Source organism: Bradyrhizobium sp. B039 (genome assembly GCF_038965675.1).
GTDB classification, from domain to species: Bacteria; Pseudomonadota; Alphaproteobacteria; order Rhizobiales; family Xanthobacteraceae; genus Bradyrhizobium; species Bradyrhizobium diazoefficiens.
Map to the genome: position 1 here is coordinate 7772999 of NZ_CP152416.1, position 16558 is coordinate 7789556.

At 57.9% G+C, this 16558-nt stretch carries 11 protein-coding genes and 2 pseudogenes; 4 read left to right on the forward strand and 9 right to left on the reverse strand.

What is annotated here, in order from left to right:
• Positions 1-39: 39 nt before the first annotated feature.
• From AAFG50_RS36750 to AAFG50_RS36775, 6 genes and pseudogenes are all read right to left on the reverse strand, one after another.
• Positions 40-591: a hydrogenase expression/formation protein gene (locus AAFG50_RS36750; RefSeq protein ID WP_011084538.1), complete on the reverse strand. Its 552-nt coding sequence runs from the start codon at positions 589-591 to the stop codon at positions 40-42.
• A gap of 877 nt (positions 592-1468) precedes the next feature.
• Positions 1469-1759: a HypC/HybG/HupF family hydrogenase formation chaperone gene (locus tag AAFG50_RS36755; protein ID WP_011084536.1), complete on the reverse strand. Its 291-nt coding sequence runs from the start codon at positions 1757-1759 to the stop codon at positions 1469-1471.
• A 2-nt stretch (positions 1760-1761) separates the two neighbouring features.
• Positions 1762-2360 (reverse strand): annotated as a pseudogene (locus tag AAFG50_RS36760) (HyaD/HybD family hydrogenase maturation endopeptidase).
• 34 nt (positions 2361-2394) lie between these two features.
• A pseudogene (cybH, locus tag AAFG50_RS36765) lies at positions 2395-2895 on the reverse strand (Ni/Fe-hydrogenase, b-type cytochrome subunit); the annotation flags it as partial.
• A gap of 70 nt (positions 2896-2965) precedes the next feature.
• Positions 2966-4057 carry a hydrogenase small subunit gene (locus AAFG50_RS36770; RefSeq protein WP_011084531.1) on the reverse strand — a complete coding sequence of 364 codons (1092 nt, stop codon included), beginning with the start codon at positions 4055-4057 and terminating at the stop codon, positions 2966-2968.
• 645 nt (positions 4058-4702) lie between these two features.
• Entirely contained in the window at positions 4703-5314 is a 612-nt protein-coding gene (locus AAFG50_RS36775; RefSeq protein ID WP_011084530.1) for a molybdenum ABC transporter permease, read from the reverse strand.
• A 1107-nt stretch (positions 5315-6421) separates the two neighbouring features.
• Between AAFG50_RS36775 and dctA the strand changes: the two genes are divergently transcribed.
• Complete coding sequence (gene dctA / locus AAFG50_RS36780) at positions 6422-7738, forward strand: C4-dicarboxylate transporter DctA (RefSeq protein ID WP_011084529.1); 1317 nt, start codon at positions 6422-6424, stop codon at positions 7736-7738.
• Positions 7739-7860: 122 nt separating this feature from the next.
• On the opposite strand, the gene AAFG50_RS36785 is transcribed toward dctA, so the two are convergent.
• Positions 7861-8621 (reverse strand): IS5-like element ISBj2 family transposase gene (locus AAFG50_RS36785; protein ID WP_110115815.1). Its coding sequence is split into 2 segments (ribosomal slippage): positions 7861-8282 and positions 8282-8621, totalling 762 coding nucleotides; the frame shifts between segments, so codons are not numbered across the junction.
• A 75-nt stretch (positions 8622-8696) separates the two neighbouring features.
• Entirely contained in the window at positions 8697-9761 is a 1065-nt protein-coding gene (locus AAFG50_RS36790; protein WP_011084514.1) for an IS630-like element ISRj1 family transposase, read from the reverse strand.
• A gap of 879 nt (positions 9762-10640) precedes the next feature.
• Between AAFG50_RS36790 and AAFG50_RS36795 the strand changes: the two genes are divergently transcribed.
• The 3 genes from AAFG50_RS36795 (at position 10641) to AAFG50_RS36805 (ending at position 14461) form a co-directional block, all read left to right on the forward strand.
• A complete protein-coding gene (locus AAFG50_RS36795) occupies positions 10641-13310 on the forward strand; it encodes a PAS domain-containing protein (RefSeq protein ID WP_011084527.1) in 2670 nt (889 codons plus the stop codon).
• Positions 13307-13990: a response regulator transcription factor gene (locus tag AAFG50_RS36800; RefSeq protein WP_011084526.1), complete on the forward strand. Its 684-nt coding sequence runs from the start codon at positions 13307-13309 to the stop codon at positions 13988-13990. The genes AAFG50_RS36795 and AAFG50_RS36800 overlap by 4 nt, the downstream gene beginning before the upstream one ends.
• An 84-nt stretch (positions 13991-14074) precedes the next feature.
• Positions 14075-14461: a response regulator gene (locus tag AAFG50_RS36805; RefSeq protein ID WP_018648887.1), complete on the forward strand. Its 387-nt coding sequence runs from the start codon at positions 14075-14077 to the stop codon at positions 14459-14461.
• A gap of 797 nt (positions 14462-15258) precedes the next feature.
• On the opposite strand, the gene AAFG50_RS36810 is transcribed toward AAFG50_RS36805, so the two are convergent.
• A complete protein-coding gene (locus tag AAFG50_RS36810; protein WP_038968105.1) occupies positions 15259-16527 on the reverse strand; it encodes an IS256 family transposase in 1269 nt (422 codons plus the stop codon).
• Positions 16528-16558 lie beyond the last annotated feature (31 nt).

Consider the following 16558-nt stretch of genomic DNA (forward strand, 5'->3'; position numbering starts at 1 on the left):
GTCTGTGGGATCGCAACTGATGTCGAGTGCCCGAGCGCATCATGTGAAGTACGCCTCGAGAATTTCCTGCACGCGTCCGGCAGAGTCCTGGAAATCCTCGTCGGCAGCCAACGCAACAATCGGCACGCCCCCGACCTCCACCGTATCAAGGATGATGTTGTCCGTAGAATTGAAGAACTGCACGGACCAAACATTCCTAGTCCCGGTCGCCTGCACTCTGCAGGCACCGTAGCCCCGCAACATGAGTTGGACGGGTCCGTTGCCCAAGCTTTGCTGCAGGAATGTCAAGTCGACAACGCTCATTGGCAGTAACGTCAGATTGATGACATGCGCATTCATGCAAAATTGCCAGACGCTGGCCCGCTCGCGTATTTCGGCCAGCACCGGTTGAACGTTCATCGCGCCATCCGGCGGCGTGTCAATCAGAAGTTCGGTTGATGTCAGGTCAGTTGCGGCACGCCGGACAATCTGCGGAATCGCTCCAACCTCGACATATTCGTGCGCCGGTTCGGTTCCGATGCGCACGCGCCAGATTCCGGCATGCACGGACTCCCGGATTTGTGCCAAACTGCCGTCCGGCAACGCAACCACCCGGTCACCTCGCCTTCCCCGAGCAATTCGTCAATCAGCTTGCGCTCGGCATCGCTGAAATTTGCGAGTCCGTACAATTGTGTCGGATCACCGCTTCTCTGACCCCCAACAGCAGCAGCGACATTTGACATTAGCAGGGCAGCGTTCGGATACTTCCTTGCACATTCGTCGCAAACCCGCCAAACGCGATTGACAAGCGCACTTGTCGCGCCGCGATAGAATACATCGAGAGTTCCAGAACCTGTGGTAAAGCCGCTCGCCGCGCGGCCGGCGCCGCCAGATACAACGGGGATCGCTGCTTTCACGATGCGATGTTCCATTGTCTGTGTCGAGGGGTATTGCACTTGCCGGCGCCGGTGCTGCCGGCGAGTGCCCAAAGGATCGGTGAGGAGATGCGGTTGATCGTGAGCAAACGATCCGGTCTCTTGCCGATCAGGCAGAGTATATTGTTCCTCGGGGATAGGCGCGGCGTCGACAGTCTACGCTGGCCGGGCCGGCCGGTCAGTGTGCCACCAGGGCCGCGCGAGGGTGCTTCACTGATCCGCAGAATATGTAGGGGATCAGCCGCCGGCAGCGGCATCAAGGTCGCCTTCCTGGGAACGTGCGCGACCAGGCGCGCATCGGCGCTAACGCCCTCCACGTCGTCGGACGGAGCGGGCCGTGTCAGAGCATGCTGAGCCGGCTGCAACTTCATCACACTCCTCTCTGATCATGATCGGTTCTGCCAGCATGGCGGTTAGCAAGGCGCATGCCAATCATCTCTAGGTGCGCGAGTCGCGTTCGACCCAACGGCGTAGCGCCTGACGTTGTCCAAGCCGATGGTCCTGCGACTGGAATCCGGTCTATGAACCCCAGCCGGTGCAAGGGAGCGGAAGCGCTAGCGTAGGTGCTCCGGCAATTGCGGCTCGTGACCGATCAAGTCCGCAAAGAAGCGATCGCAGCTCTGACCGTTGAGGCTGGCCTCAAGCCCGTCAAGTGCTTTGCAGATCAGCCTTGCTTCGTTTTCGTCCAGGAGCCGCACTGCGCTGTCGATATGAACGAGCACCTTGGCGCCGGCCCGTACATCAGCGAGCAGCACGACGGAGATGCGCCGCTGCTCATTGCCATACTCGCATAACGCGGTGACACCGTCGGTCTCGACAATCGTCATTGGCAAGCCAAGGCACATGATCAGCCGCAGGCCGCTAGATCGGCTCTGCCTTTCATTTCATAATTCGCATGGTCAATATTGTTCGCCAACAGCCGTTCTGATGCAGGCAGCGGCGCACTCCGCGGTTTTGCCGGCGAGTCCCACTGCTCTAGGAGCTTACAGGCCAGTCTAATCGCGGGGGCAATCTGAAAGCGCACCGGCGCGGTCAGCGGACCGCCCCAATTCTCCAGATCCATCGGCTGGCAGCCGATAAGAGCGAGCTCTCGCGGGCGGCGGCCAAGCAAATCGGCCGCGCTCAAGACCTCCTGGAAGCCCATCTGATGCAGGCTCACCTTCTTGGCCCCCGTGAATTTTGGCACTTCGTCATCTCGTACAAGCTCCAACTGCCCGGGCAGCAATCCATAGTCGATGGCGTCGAACACGATCAGGCAGTCGGCCCCCTCAAGAAAACTAACGAGGTAGAGCCCCTGGGTGCCGCCATCGAGAACGGTGACGTATCATCGACCGCGTAGCTACGATGAAACTCCTCGACCGCACGCACACCGAATCCCTCATCGGCCCACAGAACATTGCCAATGCCGAGCACCAAAATCCGCTTTTTCTCTGTTGAATTGAGCATCCGCTTCCCAGTCAATCGCCAAACCAATGCTCACCTACTTGATAGAAGGGAAGCTGCGGCGCGACACGACGTCGTCCCAGAGCACCGCGTAGATGTGGACCAGCGCGAACATCACGATCACCCACAGGCCGAGATGATGCCAGGTGTGAAAGTCCTGGCTGTTCGGCCAGAGTGAAAACACCCAGCCGAACACCTTGTACTGCCAGCTGTCAGTACCGGCACCTTGCCCGTAAAGTGCAAAGCCGGTGACGACCATGAACGTGATCGTCTGCGTAAACATGAAGAACATTGCTAGCTGAGCAAGGCGGTTGTGCCCGAGGCCCCTTTCAGGCTCAACCGCAAGGAACGAATACCGGCGAATCTCGTGGTGCAACTCCCGCCAAAAGCACCGGCGCCAAAGCGGCACGCAAAAGATCTGCATGGCGTGCGCGTTTCCCATCAAGGCCCAGTAGATACGCAGAAGAAAGCCGGCGCTGAGTACATATCCCGCCGAGAAATGAGCAAAGCGGATATAGCCGAATAGAAAACCGCCGCTAACGATTCGCTTGCCGGAACGATCGAGATTGAACCCATTCGGCGTCTGGACGGCCACCGTCGTTACCTCCTCAACTCGGCTTGCCTTTGTGGGCAGGGCGATCCGGCCGGTGCCTCAACCGCTTCGCGGCGGTGACCGCCGCGTGGGCAGCGACCGCTAGCCCCACCACGCCGGCAGCGGCCATGCCGATCTCGTCGGCGTTCTGCTCGATGCCGAACTGCTTGATGGTCGTGAGTCGGTCGTAAAATGACCCTTTATCCCAGAAGCCATCTTCGGAGCAGCCGAGACAGCCGTGGCCGGATTGAATGGGAAATGAAACGCCGCCGTTCCACCGAAGGGCCGAACAGGCATTGTAGGTGGTTGGTCCCTTGCAGCCCAACTTGTACAAGCAATAGCCCTTGCGTGCGTTGGTGTCGTCCCACTCTTCGACGAATTGACCAGCGTCGAAATGGGACCGCCGGTAGCACTTATCGTGAATGCGCTCGGAATAAAACATACTTGGACGCCCTTGGTGATCAAGCTTTGGAAGCTTTCCGAACGTGGTAATGAAAGTCACGAGGCCGCTCATGACCTCTGCGATCGGCGGGCCCCCGGGCACCTTGATGAAGGGCCTGTTGGTGATTAACTTATCGATCGGCACCGCGCGAGTCGGATTTGGCTTGGCCGCCTGCACGCATCCCCAGGACGCACACGTGCCCCAAGCGACGATCGCCATGGACTCTTCCGCCATCGACGTGAGCTTTTCAACGAACGGCTTGCCGCCGTCAATGCAGAACATGCCACCCTCGTTCAAGGGCGGGTTACCTTCAACGGCAAGCACATATCCGCCTTTGTACCTGGCACGGGTTTCCTCCAGGATGGCCTCAGCCTGGTGTCCTGCCGCCGCCATGATCATATGGTCATAGTCGAGCGAAATCATCGACAGCAGCGCGTCCTTGATCAAGGGATGAGCCGAGCGGATAAAGCTTTCCGAGCAGCAGGTACACTCAAGCCCGTGCAGCCAGATGACGGGCACTCGCGGTTTGGTTTCCAGGGCGTGCGCAATACTGCTTGCACCAAGCCCCAAGCTCGCGGCCGTGAAACTGCAGAATTTAAGGAAACTGCGACGCGTGATACCCTGTCGTCTGATCACGCCGTAGAAGGTTTCCGTTGCATCACCCATGAAACCTTCCAAGCGAGTTGTCGCCAGCGTTACGATTGGTGATGTTCGGCAAGAAACAAGCCAGCAGAGCGAAACACCTGAAAGATAACAAGCCACCGCTTTAAGATTTTCGGCTTGTCGAATCCGGCCAGCGTCCCAGAAGCTAGGCCATTGATCTGCTACGCTATTGGTGTCCAGTTTTCGACGTCGATGTGAGCACTTTAACAAATCAAGCCGATCGTTCACCGCTGAAGGGAACTACGCTCCTGCAGGCGGCACTCATGATGCCGATTGTTGAATAGAATTGGTTCAGTCGACGGGCACCACATTGCCCGGCCTCAATCAGACTTGCCGATCGCTGACCAACGGTGCGTTAAAGCGCTCATAATCGAACCTAATGCAGGCAGCACGTACCAACGCGGTTGCCGAGCAAGGAACAGAGCCCGCAAGGGACTGAGAATGTGGTGCGCACGTTGGCTTGACTTTAGGTCTGATTTGATCCGATCTGCCCCTGGTTCCAAGGGGCTCCTCGCCTACGGGGCTGTGCGCGGCGACAGGCTGGACGTTTAGAGCGATCGCCCTGGCAAACCTAAGATGATTCGTTGCCTCGCCCGGTACAATGTCTGTCGATGATGGCTAAGGTGAAGATTGTCGCAAATGCGAACATCACCATACCAGCGGCAACCACACTTCCTCGTGCCAGCGCGGCTCTTGGACGTAGTCCACGACATAGGCCGACAACACCTTGGTGCGTCCAGGAATATTTCCGCCGATCATCATCACGACGCCGAATGTGCCTATCGTGTGAGAAAATCCAAGCACGGCCGCTTTAACGAGCTCCAGTCGCGCCAGCGGTGCGATGATAGCAACGAAGCCATACAATGGCGAAACACGCCCTGTCATTTCCAACGGGTGATCGCCAACCGCAAGAAAGGCGTTACGTATCGGCTGCACGACCAATGGCAGCGCCGAGAGCACCGATCCGACCACGATCCCGACGAAGGTAAGAGCGAGCGTGCGCTCGCCCCAGAAAGAGGCGAGAACGCCGCCGGGTCCGTCGGGGCCGAGCAGAACGAGTACGCAAAAGCCGAGAGCCGCTGGGGGTAGTACCAGCGGAAGGGCAATTAGCGCAGCGACAGCCTCGCTCAGAAAAGTCTTTGAACGCGCCAGCCACCAGGCGAGGGGCACACCAATCACGAGGAGGATCACGGTCGTCACGCTAGCGAGCTCTATCGTGAGCGCAATGGATTGCGAGATCTCTGACGAATCAAAATCCATGTGCGTCAGCCCGCCAACGAGCGCAGGTCGCCGTATCGCGATAGTGATTGCCTATACGTCGGGCTGCCCAGCGATGTGGTGCGAATAGCCATTTGTTCGTGCGGCAGCTCGCTCTGTCCCCCAAATTTACGCGCACCGTTTCTGCGAGCAAGAGCAGCATCGCAAGGCTCATCGGCAACTCCTGTGACAAGTCCGCTTCGTCCCACCCGACGGCGGCAGCTTCTCATTTGTCATCAGCAATTCGAGTGCCACGTGCGAACAGCGGCGGCGCTATGCTTATGTGAAAGCACTTTGCGTAGACGCCGACGTCACCGTGGAGTGGACCTAACGCTTTGTCAGGTTTCTGGCATCTTTGTTTCCAAGCGGACAGCAACAGCCGCCCAACGAAAACGGCAGACTCGACTCGAGAAATGCCTGTTTGGTTTGTCGGCGGCTCAAATCCCGTGCTCGCAGGGCCGGTAGCTGAACCGATCGCAAGAAGCCTGCCGGTCGGCAGCTACGCAAACGAAGTAGCTGAAAACTCGTCGTAAGGCTGGTTCGGCGACGCGGCAAAGGCGCGAGGGGCCGCGAGCGACGGCCGCTCCCCTGACCGGCTTAGCTTGCACATCGTCAGCACAGGCGTGGAGACAAACGCCGCGTCATCGACGAGATTGGCCGCTTGCGGAAAAACGCAGTCATCCATCAGAGGTCCTACCCGGGCAACGCAGCTCCTAGCCAGACTTCCATTCGGTAAATGCGTTCAATCCAAAATAGCAATTTTACCAACTGCACGTACTGCTGCACGATCTCAACACTCCAGCATTCCGCTAATGCGCGCTACGCTGCAGCCTAATGTTCGACCTTGCGAACACGGCTAAGAGCACTCAAGCCGATGCCACCGAAGGGAGGCCATTGTCCGCGACTTTTTAGTCCGCCGCAGTTTGGGATTTGGTGCATATCTTGCTTAGCGAGAAAGGACAACGCAACTAAACGCCTGCCTTTGGAAAGACGCGCCGGCTCTCGGACGCGTCTTCAATCGCGCAAGGCTATAATGATTAGTCTCGTATGACACTGTCGCCTCTCACCGAGCCGCGGCACACATTCGAGTATATTCGGGAAGGAAGCGTCATGACCACCATGGCAACCGCGGCGCCTGTGCGCGCGTCGCAAGCTTGGTATAAGATACTCTACGTCCAGGTGCTGATCGCAATCCTAATTGGCGCCATGGTTGGCTGCCTATGGCCGTCTGTCGCCACAAACGACTGGGTCAAGGCGCTCGGTGATGGGTTCATCAAGCTCATCAAGATGGTGATCGCGCCCATTATTTTCTGCACCGTCACGTCTGGCATTGCGCATATTCAAGATGCCAAGAAAGTCGGGTGCGTCGGCGTCAAGGCGCTGTTCTATTTCGAGATCGTCTCCAGCTTTGCCTTGCTGTTGGGCCTTGCCATGGGCAATCTGGTCCGGATTGGCCATGGCCTTGCGGTCAAACCGGATGCTGCGGCGGTCGCCAATTACGTCAAGCAGGCGGAAGCCTCGAAAACCGTCGACTTTATTCTCAACATCATTCCCGATAGCGTGGTCGGCGCCTTCGCTCGCGGCGATGTTCTGCAGGTTCTCCTGTTCGCGATCCTTTTTGGCTTCTCGCTGATGGCGTTGGGAAAGCGTGGCGAGCGTCTGCGCGGCATGATTGACGACGTCGCGCACGCGGTGTTCGGGGTAATAGCTATTGTAATGAAAGCGGCCCCGATCGGCGCCTTCGGCGCCATGGCTTTCACAGTCGGCAAGTTCGGGCCCGCAGCACTCGGCAATCTGATCGGTCTGATCGCGCTGTTTTACGTGACTGCTGCCCTATTCGTAGTAGTCGTGCTTGGTCTGATCGCCCGCCTCGTCGGCTTTTCAATCTTCAAGTTCCTTATCTATATTAAAGACGAGCTTCTGATCGTGCTCGGTACTTCATCCTCCGAAAGCGCGCTCCCTCAATTGATGGAGAAGCTCGAGCGGCTGGGCTGCTCCAAGCCGGTGGTCGGGCTGGTGGTGCCGACTGGCTACTCCTTCAACCTTGACGGCACCAATATCTATATGACACTTGCAACATTGTTCATTGCCCAGGCACTCGGTGTCGATCTCAGCTTTGGCCAGCAGCTCACGATCCTGCTAGTAGCAATGCTAACTTCGAAGGGAGCAAGCGGCGTCACCGGCGCAGGCTTTATCACGCTCGCTGCGACATTATCGGTAGTAAACCCAGCTCTGGTGCCGGGCATGGCAATCGTGTTTTCTATCGACAAGTTCATGAGCGAGGTGCGCGCCCTCACCAACATCATCGGCAATGGCATCGCGGCTGTGTTCGTATCCTGGTGGGAAAGCGAGCTCGATCACGTGACGCTGCAGACTCGGCTCAACAAGTCCACCGCTTCCACTACTATCGACACTACAAGCACATGAGGTAGGTCCCGGATCTGAACCGCCGCCATTCGGACACGAATACTCCCCCTGCGCTCTCCGGCGCACAGCATTATTCCGCGCCGCAGCCAGGGCAGCTGCCCCTGAGAGGCTAGGGTCCAGACTCAATTGAGCCAATATGCGACGAGAGCGGCGAGATGAACAGCGGCCAAAAAATTACGGGCGAGCTTGTCATATCGCGTGGCGATGCGCCGGAAGTCCTTGAGCCTGCAAAAGCAGCGTTCGATGACATTTCGTCCTTTGTAGGCGCGTTTGTTGAAGCGATGGATGACGACACGGTTAGATTTATTGGGGATTACGGGCTTGGCGCCACGACGAATGATTGCGCCGCGAAGCTTGTCGCCATCATACCCTTTGTCGGCGAGGAGCACGCTCATGGGTGGCGCGAGCGCCAGGACATCGGGAGCCGCAGCGATATCGGCATCCTGGCCTGGAGTCAGATGCAGGACGACCGGCCGGCAGAGCGGATCGCTCAGCGCATGGATTTTTGTCGTGCGGCCTCCGCGCGAGCGGCCGATTGCTTGATTGTGCTCCCCCCTTTTCCGCCGGAGGCACACCGGTGAGCTTTAATCGAGGTCGAGTCGAGCGACAGTACGACGCCGTCTTCGCCAGGCTTGGCCAGCGCTTCGAAGATTGCGCACCATCGTCCTCGCTTGGCCCAGCGATTGAAGCGATTGTAGATCGTCGTGTAAGGGCCGTATTCACGTGGACAATCACGCCATCGTGCACCCGATTGCAGCATGTGAATGATGCCGCTGACGATGCGTCGGTCGTCGTCCCGATCCGGCCCCGTCAGTCCCCTCGGCAGATGCGGTTCGATACGCGCCCATTGCCTGTCGTTCAGCCAAAACAAACCAGCGCGCATTCTCTCGCCCCCGAATCAACACGTAGGCAAGAGAATCACGTGGCGCTATTTAGGTACAGACCCTAGTACCCGGAATCAGAGCTGAGTGATACGGCGGCCTTTGAAACGGCGTTGACGGACCTTTTTCTTGGTCCAGACGAAGGGCTCGGCTCTGTCGTTGTATGCGTTGACGTAGGCATCGATGTGTTCCTGAAGCTGCTTGAGGCTCGTGAAGGAGGTGCCGCTGAGCGACTGCCCCTGCAAGATGGAAAACCATACTTCGACCTGATTGAGCCATGACGCACTTGTCGGCGTGAAATGAAATTGCACGTTGGGGTGGGCCTTGAGCCAGTCCTCGTTCTTTTTATGGGTGTTGAGGTTGTCGAGGATGACGTGAAGCTTGCGGTTCGGAAAAGTCGCGGTGACGCTGTTCATGAAATCGAGAAACTCGACGCGGCGCCGGCGTTTTGAATGGGTCGCGATGATCTTTCCGGTGGCGACTTCGAGCGCCGCAAACAATGTTGTGGTGCCATGCCGCTTGTAATCGTGGCTTTGGCCGGTTAAGGCGCGGCCATTGGGCAACTTCAGATAACCCTGCGCTCGCTCCAAAGCCTGGATCGAGGGCTTCTCGTCCACGCACAGCACAATGGCCTTCGCCGGCGGCGCGACATAGAGGCCGACAACATCGGCGGCTTTGGCCGTAAAGTTCGGGTCGTTGCTCTCGCACCAGGACTTGCGAGCCACCAGGTCAATCTTGTGGCTGCGCAGGAACCGCCAGACATATTGGACATCGACATCGCCCAGCGCCTCGGCCAGCAGGGGGCCGGTCCAGCGCGCAAACCCTTGCGGTGGCGGCTTATCCAGCAGCTTCAGAATCCGCTTGTCGGTCGTCTTCGTATAGATCGGCTGCTTGCCAGGCCGCGGCTTGTCTTGCAGCCCTTCAAGGCCATGGTCGGCATAGCGATGCCGCCAAAGGCTGACAATCCGCGGCTGGACCCCAACTTCCTTGGCGATCGACCGGGTGCTGCGCCCATCCGCCGCCAACAGAACTATCCGCGCCCGCTTCAAATCGCGCTGCAACGTCACCGGTGAGCGACAGCACGCCTCAAGCACCTTGCGATCTTTCCTCGAAAGGTGGACTTCTCTTGCTTCGGGTATCATCCCGACCTTGAATCACGACTCACGTTCCAAGAAAAGTGGGTACTAGCGAGAAAAGAGGCAGGAGCTTTTTCAGGGTTTCGCTTTCGCACTCAAGGGCTACCGGCCATCTGAACGCTTGTGCAACATTTTTGCCAAGCCGATGACGGGACTGACGGAGTAGGTATTGGTCCGCCTACGAAGATCCATATGCACGTCGCTCCACTTGCCTCACGCGATTAAGGACGACGTAGGGATCCTGCGGACGCAGCTTGTCGTTCTCGTTACGATGCGCGCTGCGTTAGCAGAGCATGGTGGGTGTGATCAGCGTGAATGGCACTCGACAAAGCCGTGGCGAGTCATACGAGGCTGCCCTGCGTTCTGCGACGCCGCTCGCTTCCAGCGGAACCAGTTTTTCGCAGCTAAAGCGCGATAAGATTGGAACGAATCATCATCGCGCGTAGGACTCGCGCGACTCCGGCTTCTGTGTCGGCAGGCGAACTTGCGCTTTCTTCGCGGGAGCGGCTGTGTCGGGAAGACGAGTCATTGGGCAGCTTTTTTCTGATCCTTGCCGGTCCGGAGGCGCGCCTTCGAACCTATCGGCTGAACTGAAACCACTGTCCTCATTCCGCGGCCTAATGGGGCGCATTGGCCGTAGGCTCGAGCGATGCGCAAAAGCGGACGTTTCAGCTTCGACTAAAGTCGCGTCAGCGACACCTACTGAAAGGTTTAGGACAAATATACGTATGTTTATAATGCGTTTTTTCCCCGCCCGTGCTGAGTTCGGCAGCCGATGATCGATCTTGCACACGCTATCATGCGGACCCAAGTGTTCAAGATTGCCTCATTTTTGCCTAAAATGCTATAGCTCTCCCGCCGGATAACAGGCCGGACGGTCTCAAAATGTATAGGATCAGCAGTTTCAAACGTTCAGCCCCTCAGTTGACCTTGGGCAGCATAGCGCTAGCCGCGGTTACACTGACTTGCGTGTACTTTCAGGCGCATTTCGCCGCCGCGGCGTTCGCCTATTTGTTAGTAGTCTTACTATTTTCGTTGATGGGCAGCTTCATTGCTTCATCAGCGCTTTGCATCGTCGCAATCGCTGCTCTCGCATACTACTTTGCGCCGCCGGCGTTTAGTTTACGAATCGATGATCCCCGCGATGTTCCTGTGGTTGTTGCATTTCTTATTGTCTCTGTTGTCGGAACGTACCTGATTGGAAAACTCCGCCAGGAAAGAGAGGCTGCACGTGTGGCTGCGGCCAAGCTTCAGCGGAGTGCCTCGGATTTGGAGGATCGTGAAAAACGGTGGCGCGCAATTTTCGAGCACAATCCAGCCATGTACTTCATGGTCGATGAGGCCGGCATTGTCCTCAACGTCAATACGTTGGGCGCGACACAACTGGGATTTGCTTGTGCAGAACTATTGGGCCAATCCGTGCTCGACGTATTTCTGGAGGAGGATCGCGCATTCGTCCGCAAATGCATTCAGACGTGTCTTGAGGATGTTGGACAATCGCGCACTTGGGACGTCCGGAAAGTCAGGAAGGACGGTTCTGTATTGTGGGTGCGTGAAAACGCCAAGGCCATGCTTTGGGCCGGCGACCGCCCCGTCATCCTCATGGCGTGCGAAGATATTACGGAGCGCAAGCAGACCGAGCTTGCGCTGCAGCGGAGCGAAGCGCATTTGGCTCACGCGCAGGAGTTGAGTCATACAGGCAGCTTCAGCTGGAACGCCTCTACCGGCGAGGCCTTCTGGTCTAAGGAGACATTTCGGATTTTCCAAATCGATCTTCAGACGACACCGGCGCCACAACTCGTCATTGAGCGCACGCACCCAGATGATAGGGCTTCTGTCAAAGAGATTATCGATGAAGCGATGCGAGACCTGAGGGATTTCGAGCACGAGTACCGGCTGCTGCTACCTGACGGCTCCGTGAAGCACATCCATGCGCAGGCACGAGTCACGCGAACCGCCTCTGGTGAAATTGAGTTTGTTGGGGCAGCCACCGATATTACGGCAGCTAGGCGAGCAGAACAGCAGTTGCGCCGAAGCGAGGCCTATCTGGCCGAGGCTCAGCATCTCACTCACACAGGCAGCTGGTCCTGGGACGTCCACACACGAGATTTCGTTTATCGCTCCGCTGAGGTCGACCGCCTGTTTGGCTTTAACCCACAAGAGCCGGTTTCGCTAGAGACTATTCGATCGCGCATCCATCCGGAAGACTTGCCAGGGTTGCAGGAGGTGCAGCGTCAGGCGATTGACCAGGAGCACGAACGGTTCGAATATGATTTCCGTGTTATTCTGCCAGATGGCGGGATAAGGCGCATACACTCCGTTGCACACGTTGTCGTCGGCAGCGATGGTAATGTCAGCGAGCTGATCGGAACACATATGGATGTTACCGAGCAACACGCAGCTAGGGAACGCTTGGAAAACACGCTTGTAGCGCTGCGCGAGAGCGAACAGCGCTTTCGCGACTATGCCGAGACTGCTTCCGACTGGCTCTGGGAAACCGGGCCAGATCATCGGGTCACTCACTTGTCCGAGCACACCAGCGCTGCGGGAATTTTGGCGACAGGGTTAACGGGCCTGCTTCGCTGGGACATCGCGTGCGACATGGAAGAAGAACCGGAGAAGTGGCGTCAGCATCGGGCGACGTTGCAGGCACACCTGCCGTTCCGGGATCTCATCTACCGTACCGTAAATAGGATGGGATCTCCGATCTACGTCCGCACTAGTGGCAAGCCCTTCTTCGACGGAAACGGAAATTTTTTGGGCTATCGCGGCGTCAGCACTGACATCACCGCTACCATTCGCGCTGATCAGGCCGAACAAGAGCTGCGAAAGGCACAGGCGGAGCTTGCACATGTGACGCGTGTAACGACCTTGGGAGAAATGACAACTTCTATCGCCCACGAGATAACCCAACCACTCGCCGCTATCCTCAGCAACGCCGATGCGTGCCTCGGCTGGATGGCTCGCGATGTTCCCAATCTTGCAGCCGCGCGCTCTTCAGTCGAATGGATCATAGAAGATGCAATCCGGGCAAGCGAGGTGATCCGTAGTATTCGCGCACTCGCGAAGAAGGGCGAGATCGAGATGGTGCCGCTCGACATTAATCAGGTGGTTAGGGACGTCAGCGCGCTGGTAACACGAGAGCTGGTGAGCCACCAAGTGACGTTGCGAAGCGAGTTGGCGTCTGCGCTGCCTAGGGTCCTCGGTGATCGAATTCAGCTACAACAAGTGATCATCAATCTGGTGATGAACGGAATCGAGGCCATGGACGCAGTTACAGACCGGCCGCGTGAACTTCTGATTCAATCATCTACGGACGATCTGGGGTACGTGCAGCTTTCCGTGACCGATTGCGGCGTCGGGATCGCCGAGAATGACGCGGACCGCGTCTTGGACCCCTTCTTCACCACCAAATCGAGCGGCCTAGGAATGGGCCTTTCGATCTGCCGGTCGATCGTGGAAGTTCACGGAGGACGAATTTCAGTGGTTCAGAAAAATGGACCGGGCGCGACGTTCCAGTTTGCCCTTCCGCTGCATAAGGAGGCCATCTCGTGACAGGACGATTTGACTGGAGAGGCCAAGGCGGACATACCGAGGCTTCGACGAAGGCAATCGTCTTTGTCGTCGAGGATGACATCTCTATGCGTCGCTCGCTTACGAACCTTTTTCGATCGGTAGGCTTGGAGGTCGTGGCGTTCGGATCGGCCCGTGAAATGCTGCAGAGCACAATGCCGGACGTCACAAGCTGTCTAGTTCTTGATGTCCGGCTGCCGGGCCTGAGCGGCCTTGACTACCAGACCGAGCTCGCCAGGTTGAACATACACATCCCAATCATCTTCATTACCGGCCATGGCGACATTCCCATGACCGTCAGGGCCATGAAGGGAGGCGCGGTCGATTTCCTCAGCAAGCCCTTCCGCGATCAGGAACTGCTTGATGCCGTCGTTGCGGCGACCGAACGCGATCGCAAAAGACGAGAAGCTCAGCGAACCGTGGCGAACCTGAAATCTCTATTTGAGACCCTAAGCCCGCGAGAACAGGCAGTGATGAAACTGGTCGCGACGGGGCTGATGAACAAGCAGGTAGCCGCCGAACTTGGGCTCGCCGAGATCACCGTCAAGATCTACCGGGGACACGTAATGAAAAAGATGCGTGCCCGCTCGCTGGCTGACTTGATCAGAATGAGCGAGACGCTCGGAATTAGCGCCAATCACACTGAACAAACCCAAGTATGATTTTACAATTCCATCACTTAAGCCCACTTTCGCGAAAGTGGCTGACGGTTTGGCAGCCGCTGTACTGCGTCGGGAGGGCTCATCTTGTCCACGCCTTTGATTTCCGTCGTTGACGACGACCCCTCGGTCCGTGCGGCGACAGAAAACCTTTTGAAATCGCGTGGCTACGTCGTGCAGATATTTGCCTCGGCCGAGGCGCTCCTGCGGTCGCCGCGGTTGAACGAGATATCCTGCGTCATAACTGATGTGCAGATGGCAGCGATGAGCGGGCTGGAGCTGCTGGCAGAGATGCGGACGCGTGGTTACCAAGCACCCTTCATTTTCATTACAGCTTTCCCCAACGAGCGCGTACGCGCGTCAGCCTTGGACGCCGGAGCGATCGGCTTCCTCGCCAAACCATTCGGCGTACAAGAGTTAGTCAAGTGTCTCGACAGCGCACTGCAGGCATATGGCGACCGAGGCCGCATCTGATTCGATCAACTGCGCGTTCTTGTCCGATCTAACGACGATCACGCACCGGGCAACCTCTTTGCGGCCGGAACCGCGACCTGCCCTAACGTTATTAGGAGCTAATTCTTGCCCGCCAAAGCATTACCGGCTACTGTCGGCTGCAAAACAACCTTTGACCTTGCGAGAGACGGAGGGTACGCCGGCTCGATTCATTCCAGGTCGTGATCAAAGTAATGCCGGCCCAGAGCGATCAGCGCCCCTAGCATTTAACTCCACCTGGAGCGAAGCTATATGCTCCATTGCAGAGCGGTTCCCGAGAGCGCTCGGCAAGCACGAGATTGGTTGTGCTCAGCCCAGCCGCGGTGACGACGAAATGGAGCTTCGCCAGGACGCCCCTCATGTCTTGGTCACCGCTTTTCCGGTGAAAGCGCTTTGAACGATGCCCAGCCCAAGGAATTGTTACGTCCGCTGACGCGTGCGGGTTGGACTTGTCTATAGGGCCGCCGCTTCGTTATCGATTCCCAGCGCTCCGGCTATCGTCAAGCTCCCACATCATGTGTGGCAGACCTCTGGTCCAACCCGTCAAACGTGCTCGGCGCAACACGTCCCCACCACGGCCGGGCTATCACACAGGTGTCCTCGCCGCAGCGAGCATCGGCAGCAACTGGTTTGTACTGTAGCCCCCAATTTCTTAGGGCAAACAAATCAGTCAGCAACTGCTAAGCTAAGGAGGACCGAGGAGACAGCATTGATGTCTCCTGTGTCAGAACGTAACCTAAGTTCGTCTGAGCTATGCGGGATTTTGGGTGACGAGGCGATCAGGCGGCGTGGTTTTCCGGCACTTGGATGACCTCGATGCCGTTTTCGAATCTGACACCTGCGCTGACCTTCGGCAACTGATTTGTGCCTTTCAGCCGCCGCCAGGTCTTTGATGCGGCGCAGAGCAGCTTGAACACCATCAACTTGGCAGTCGTTGACGATAACGAACCTTTCGTGCGCACCGTTCTGTGCCGGACCGTCGCGAACACGCTTTCGATGGGATTCGTCGTCCGCAAGTGGTCCCAATGCTCGGCGGGGAATTCGTAGAACGCAAGCATTGCGTCGCGATCTTTCGTCAGGCACTCGACCGCCTTGTCGTACTTCGCTCCGTATTTCTCGGCAAAGACATCGATCGCCACTTCGGCCGAAGCTCGGTTGGACGCCAAATAGACCTCGCGCAGATCCTTCTTCATGCTGGCCTGTACCGACACTGCGACTTTGTTCAAGATATTCGCGGTTTTGTGCACCCAGCACCGCTGATGTCGCGTGGCGGGAAAGACCTCGTCGAGCGCCTTCCAGAAGCCGAGCGCGCCGTCACCGACGGCGATTTCCGGGGCGATCTTCAGCCCACGGGTTTTCGCCTCGACGAGCAGTTCGTGCCAGCTCTGCGTGCTCTCGCGCACGCCGACCTGGAAGCCGATGAGTTCCTTCTTGCCTTCCGGCGTCGCGCCGATCAGCACCAGCATGCATTCGCTGTGGTCTTCCATGCGAGCCTGCAGGAAGACGCCGTCCGCCCACACGTATACGTACCGGCGCGCCGACAGATCGCGCTTCTGCCAACGCTCGTACTCGAGCTGCCACTCCGTCGTCAGTCTGGAAACCACCCCCGGAGAAAGATTCGGCGCATCCTTGCCCAAGAGCGCCGCCAGCGCCTCCTGGAAGTCGCCCGTCGAGATGCCTCGCAGGTACAGAACCGGCAAAAGTGCATCCAAGCTCTTCGTGCGCCGTGCCCACAACGGCAGGATCGCCGAGGTGAAGCGGATCCGCTCGCCATCGCTGGTCACCGCGCGATCGCGAATCTTTACCCGGGCGACTTCGACGGCGCCGATCCCCGTCTGGATCGTCCGCACTGGACCATGGCCGTGCCGCACGAGGCGGTCGCGGCCATCGGGACGCTTCAAGCCCTTCATCGCGGCGAGAAACGCCTCGGCTTCCATCTCGACAGCCTGCGCAAGCAGCTGCCGAGCACCAGATCGCAAAATATTCGTCAGTGGATCGTCGATCTCATCGGGCTGACGCAGTGGGACAATGTTGCTATGCTCGTTCATGGCGTATCGCTCTCCTTGAGGTTCTGGCAGG

Bases quoted from the DNA above. Each gene is read 5' to 3' on its own strand.
- AAFG50_RS36795 (WP_011084527.1), top strand. From the start codon at position 10,641: ATGTATAGGATCAGCAGTTTCAAACGTTCAGCCCCTCAGTTGACCTTG.
- AAFG50_RS36770 (WP_011084531.1), bottom strand. From the start codon at position 4,057: ATGGGTGATGCAACGGAAACCTTCTACGGCGTGATCAGACGACAGGGT.
- AAFG50_RS36775 (WP_011084530.1), bottom strand. From the start codon at position 5,314: ATGGATTTTGATTCGTCAGAGATCTCGCAATCCATTGCGCTCACGATA.
- AAFG50_RS36755 (WP_011084536.1), bottom strand. From the start codon at position 1,759: ATGTGCCTTGGCTTGCCAATGACGATTGTCGAGACCGACGGTGTCACC.
- dctA (WP_011084529.1), top strand. From the start codon at position 6,422: ATGACCACCATGGCAACCGCGGCGCCTGTGCGCGCGTCGCAAGCTTGG.
- AAFG50_RS36810 (WP_038968105.1), bottom strand. From the start codon at position 16,527: ATGAACGAGCATAGCAACATTGTCCCACTGCGTCAGCCCGATGAGATC.
- AAFG50_RS36790 (WP_011084514.1), bottom strand. From the start codon at position 9,761: ATGATACCCGAAGCAAGAGAAGTCCACCTTTCGAGGAAAGATCGCAAG.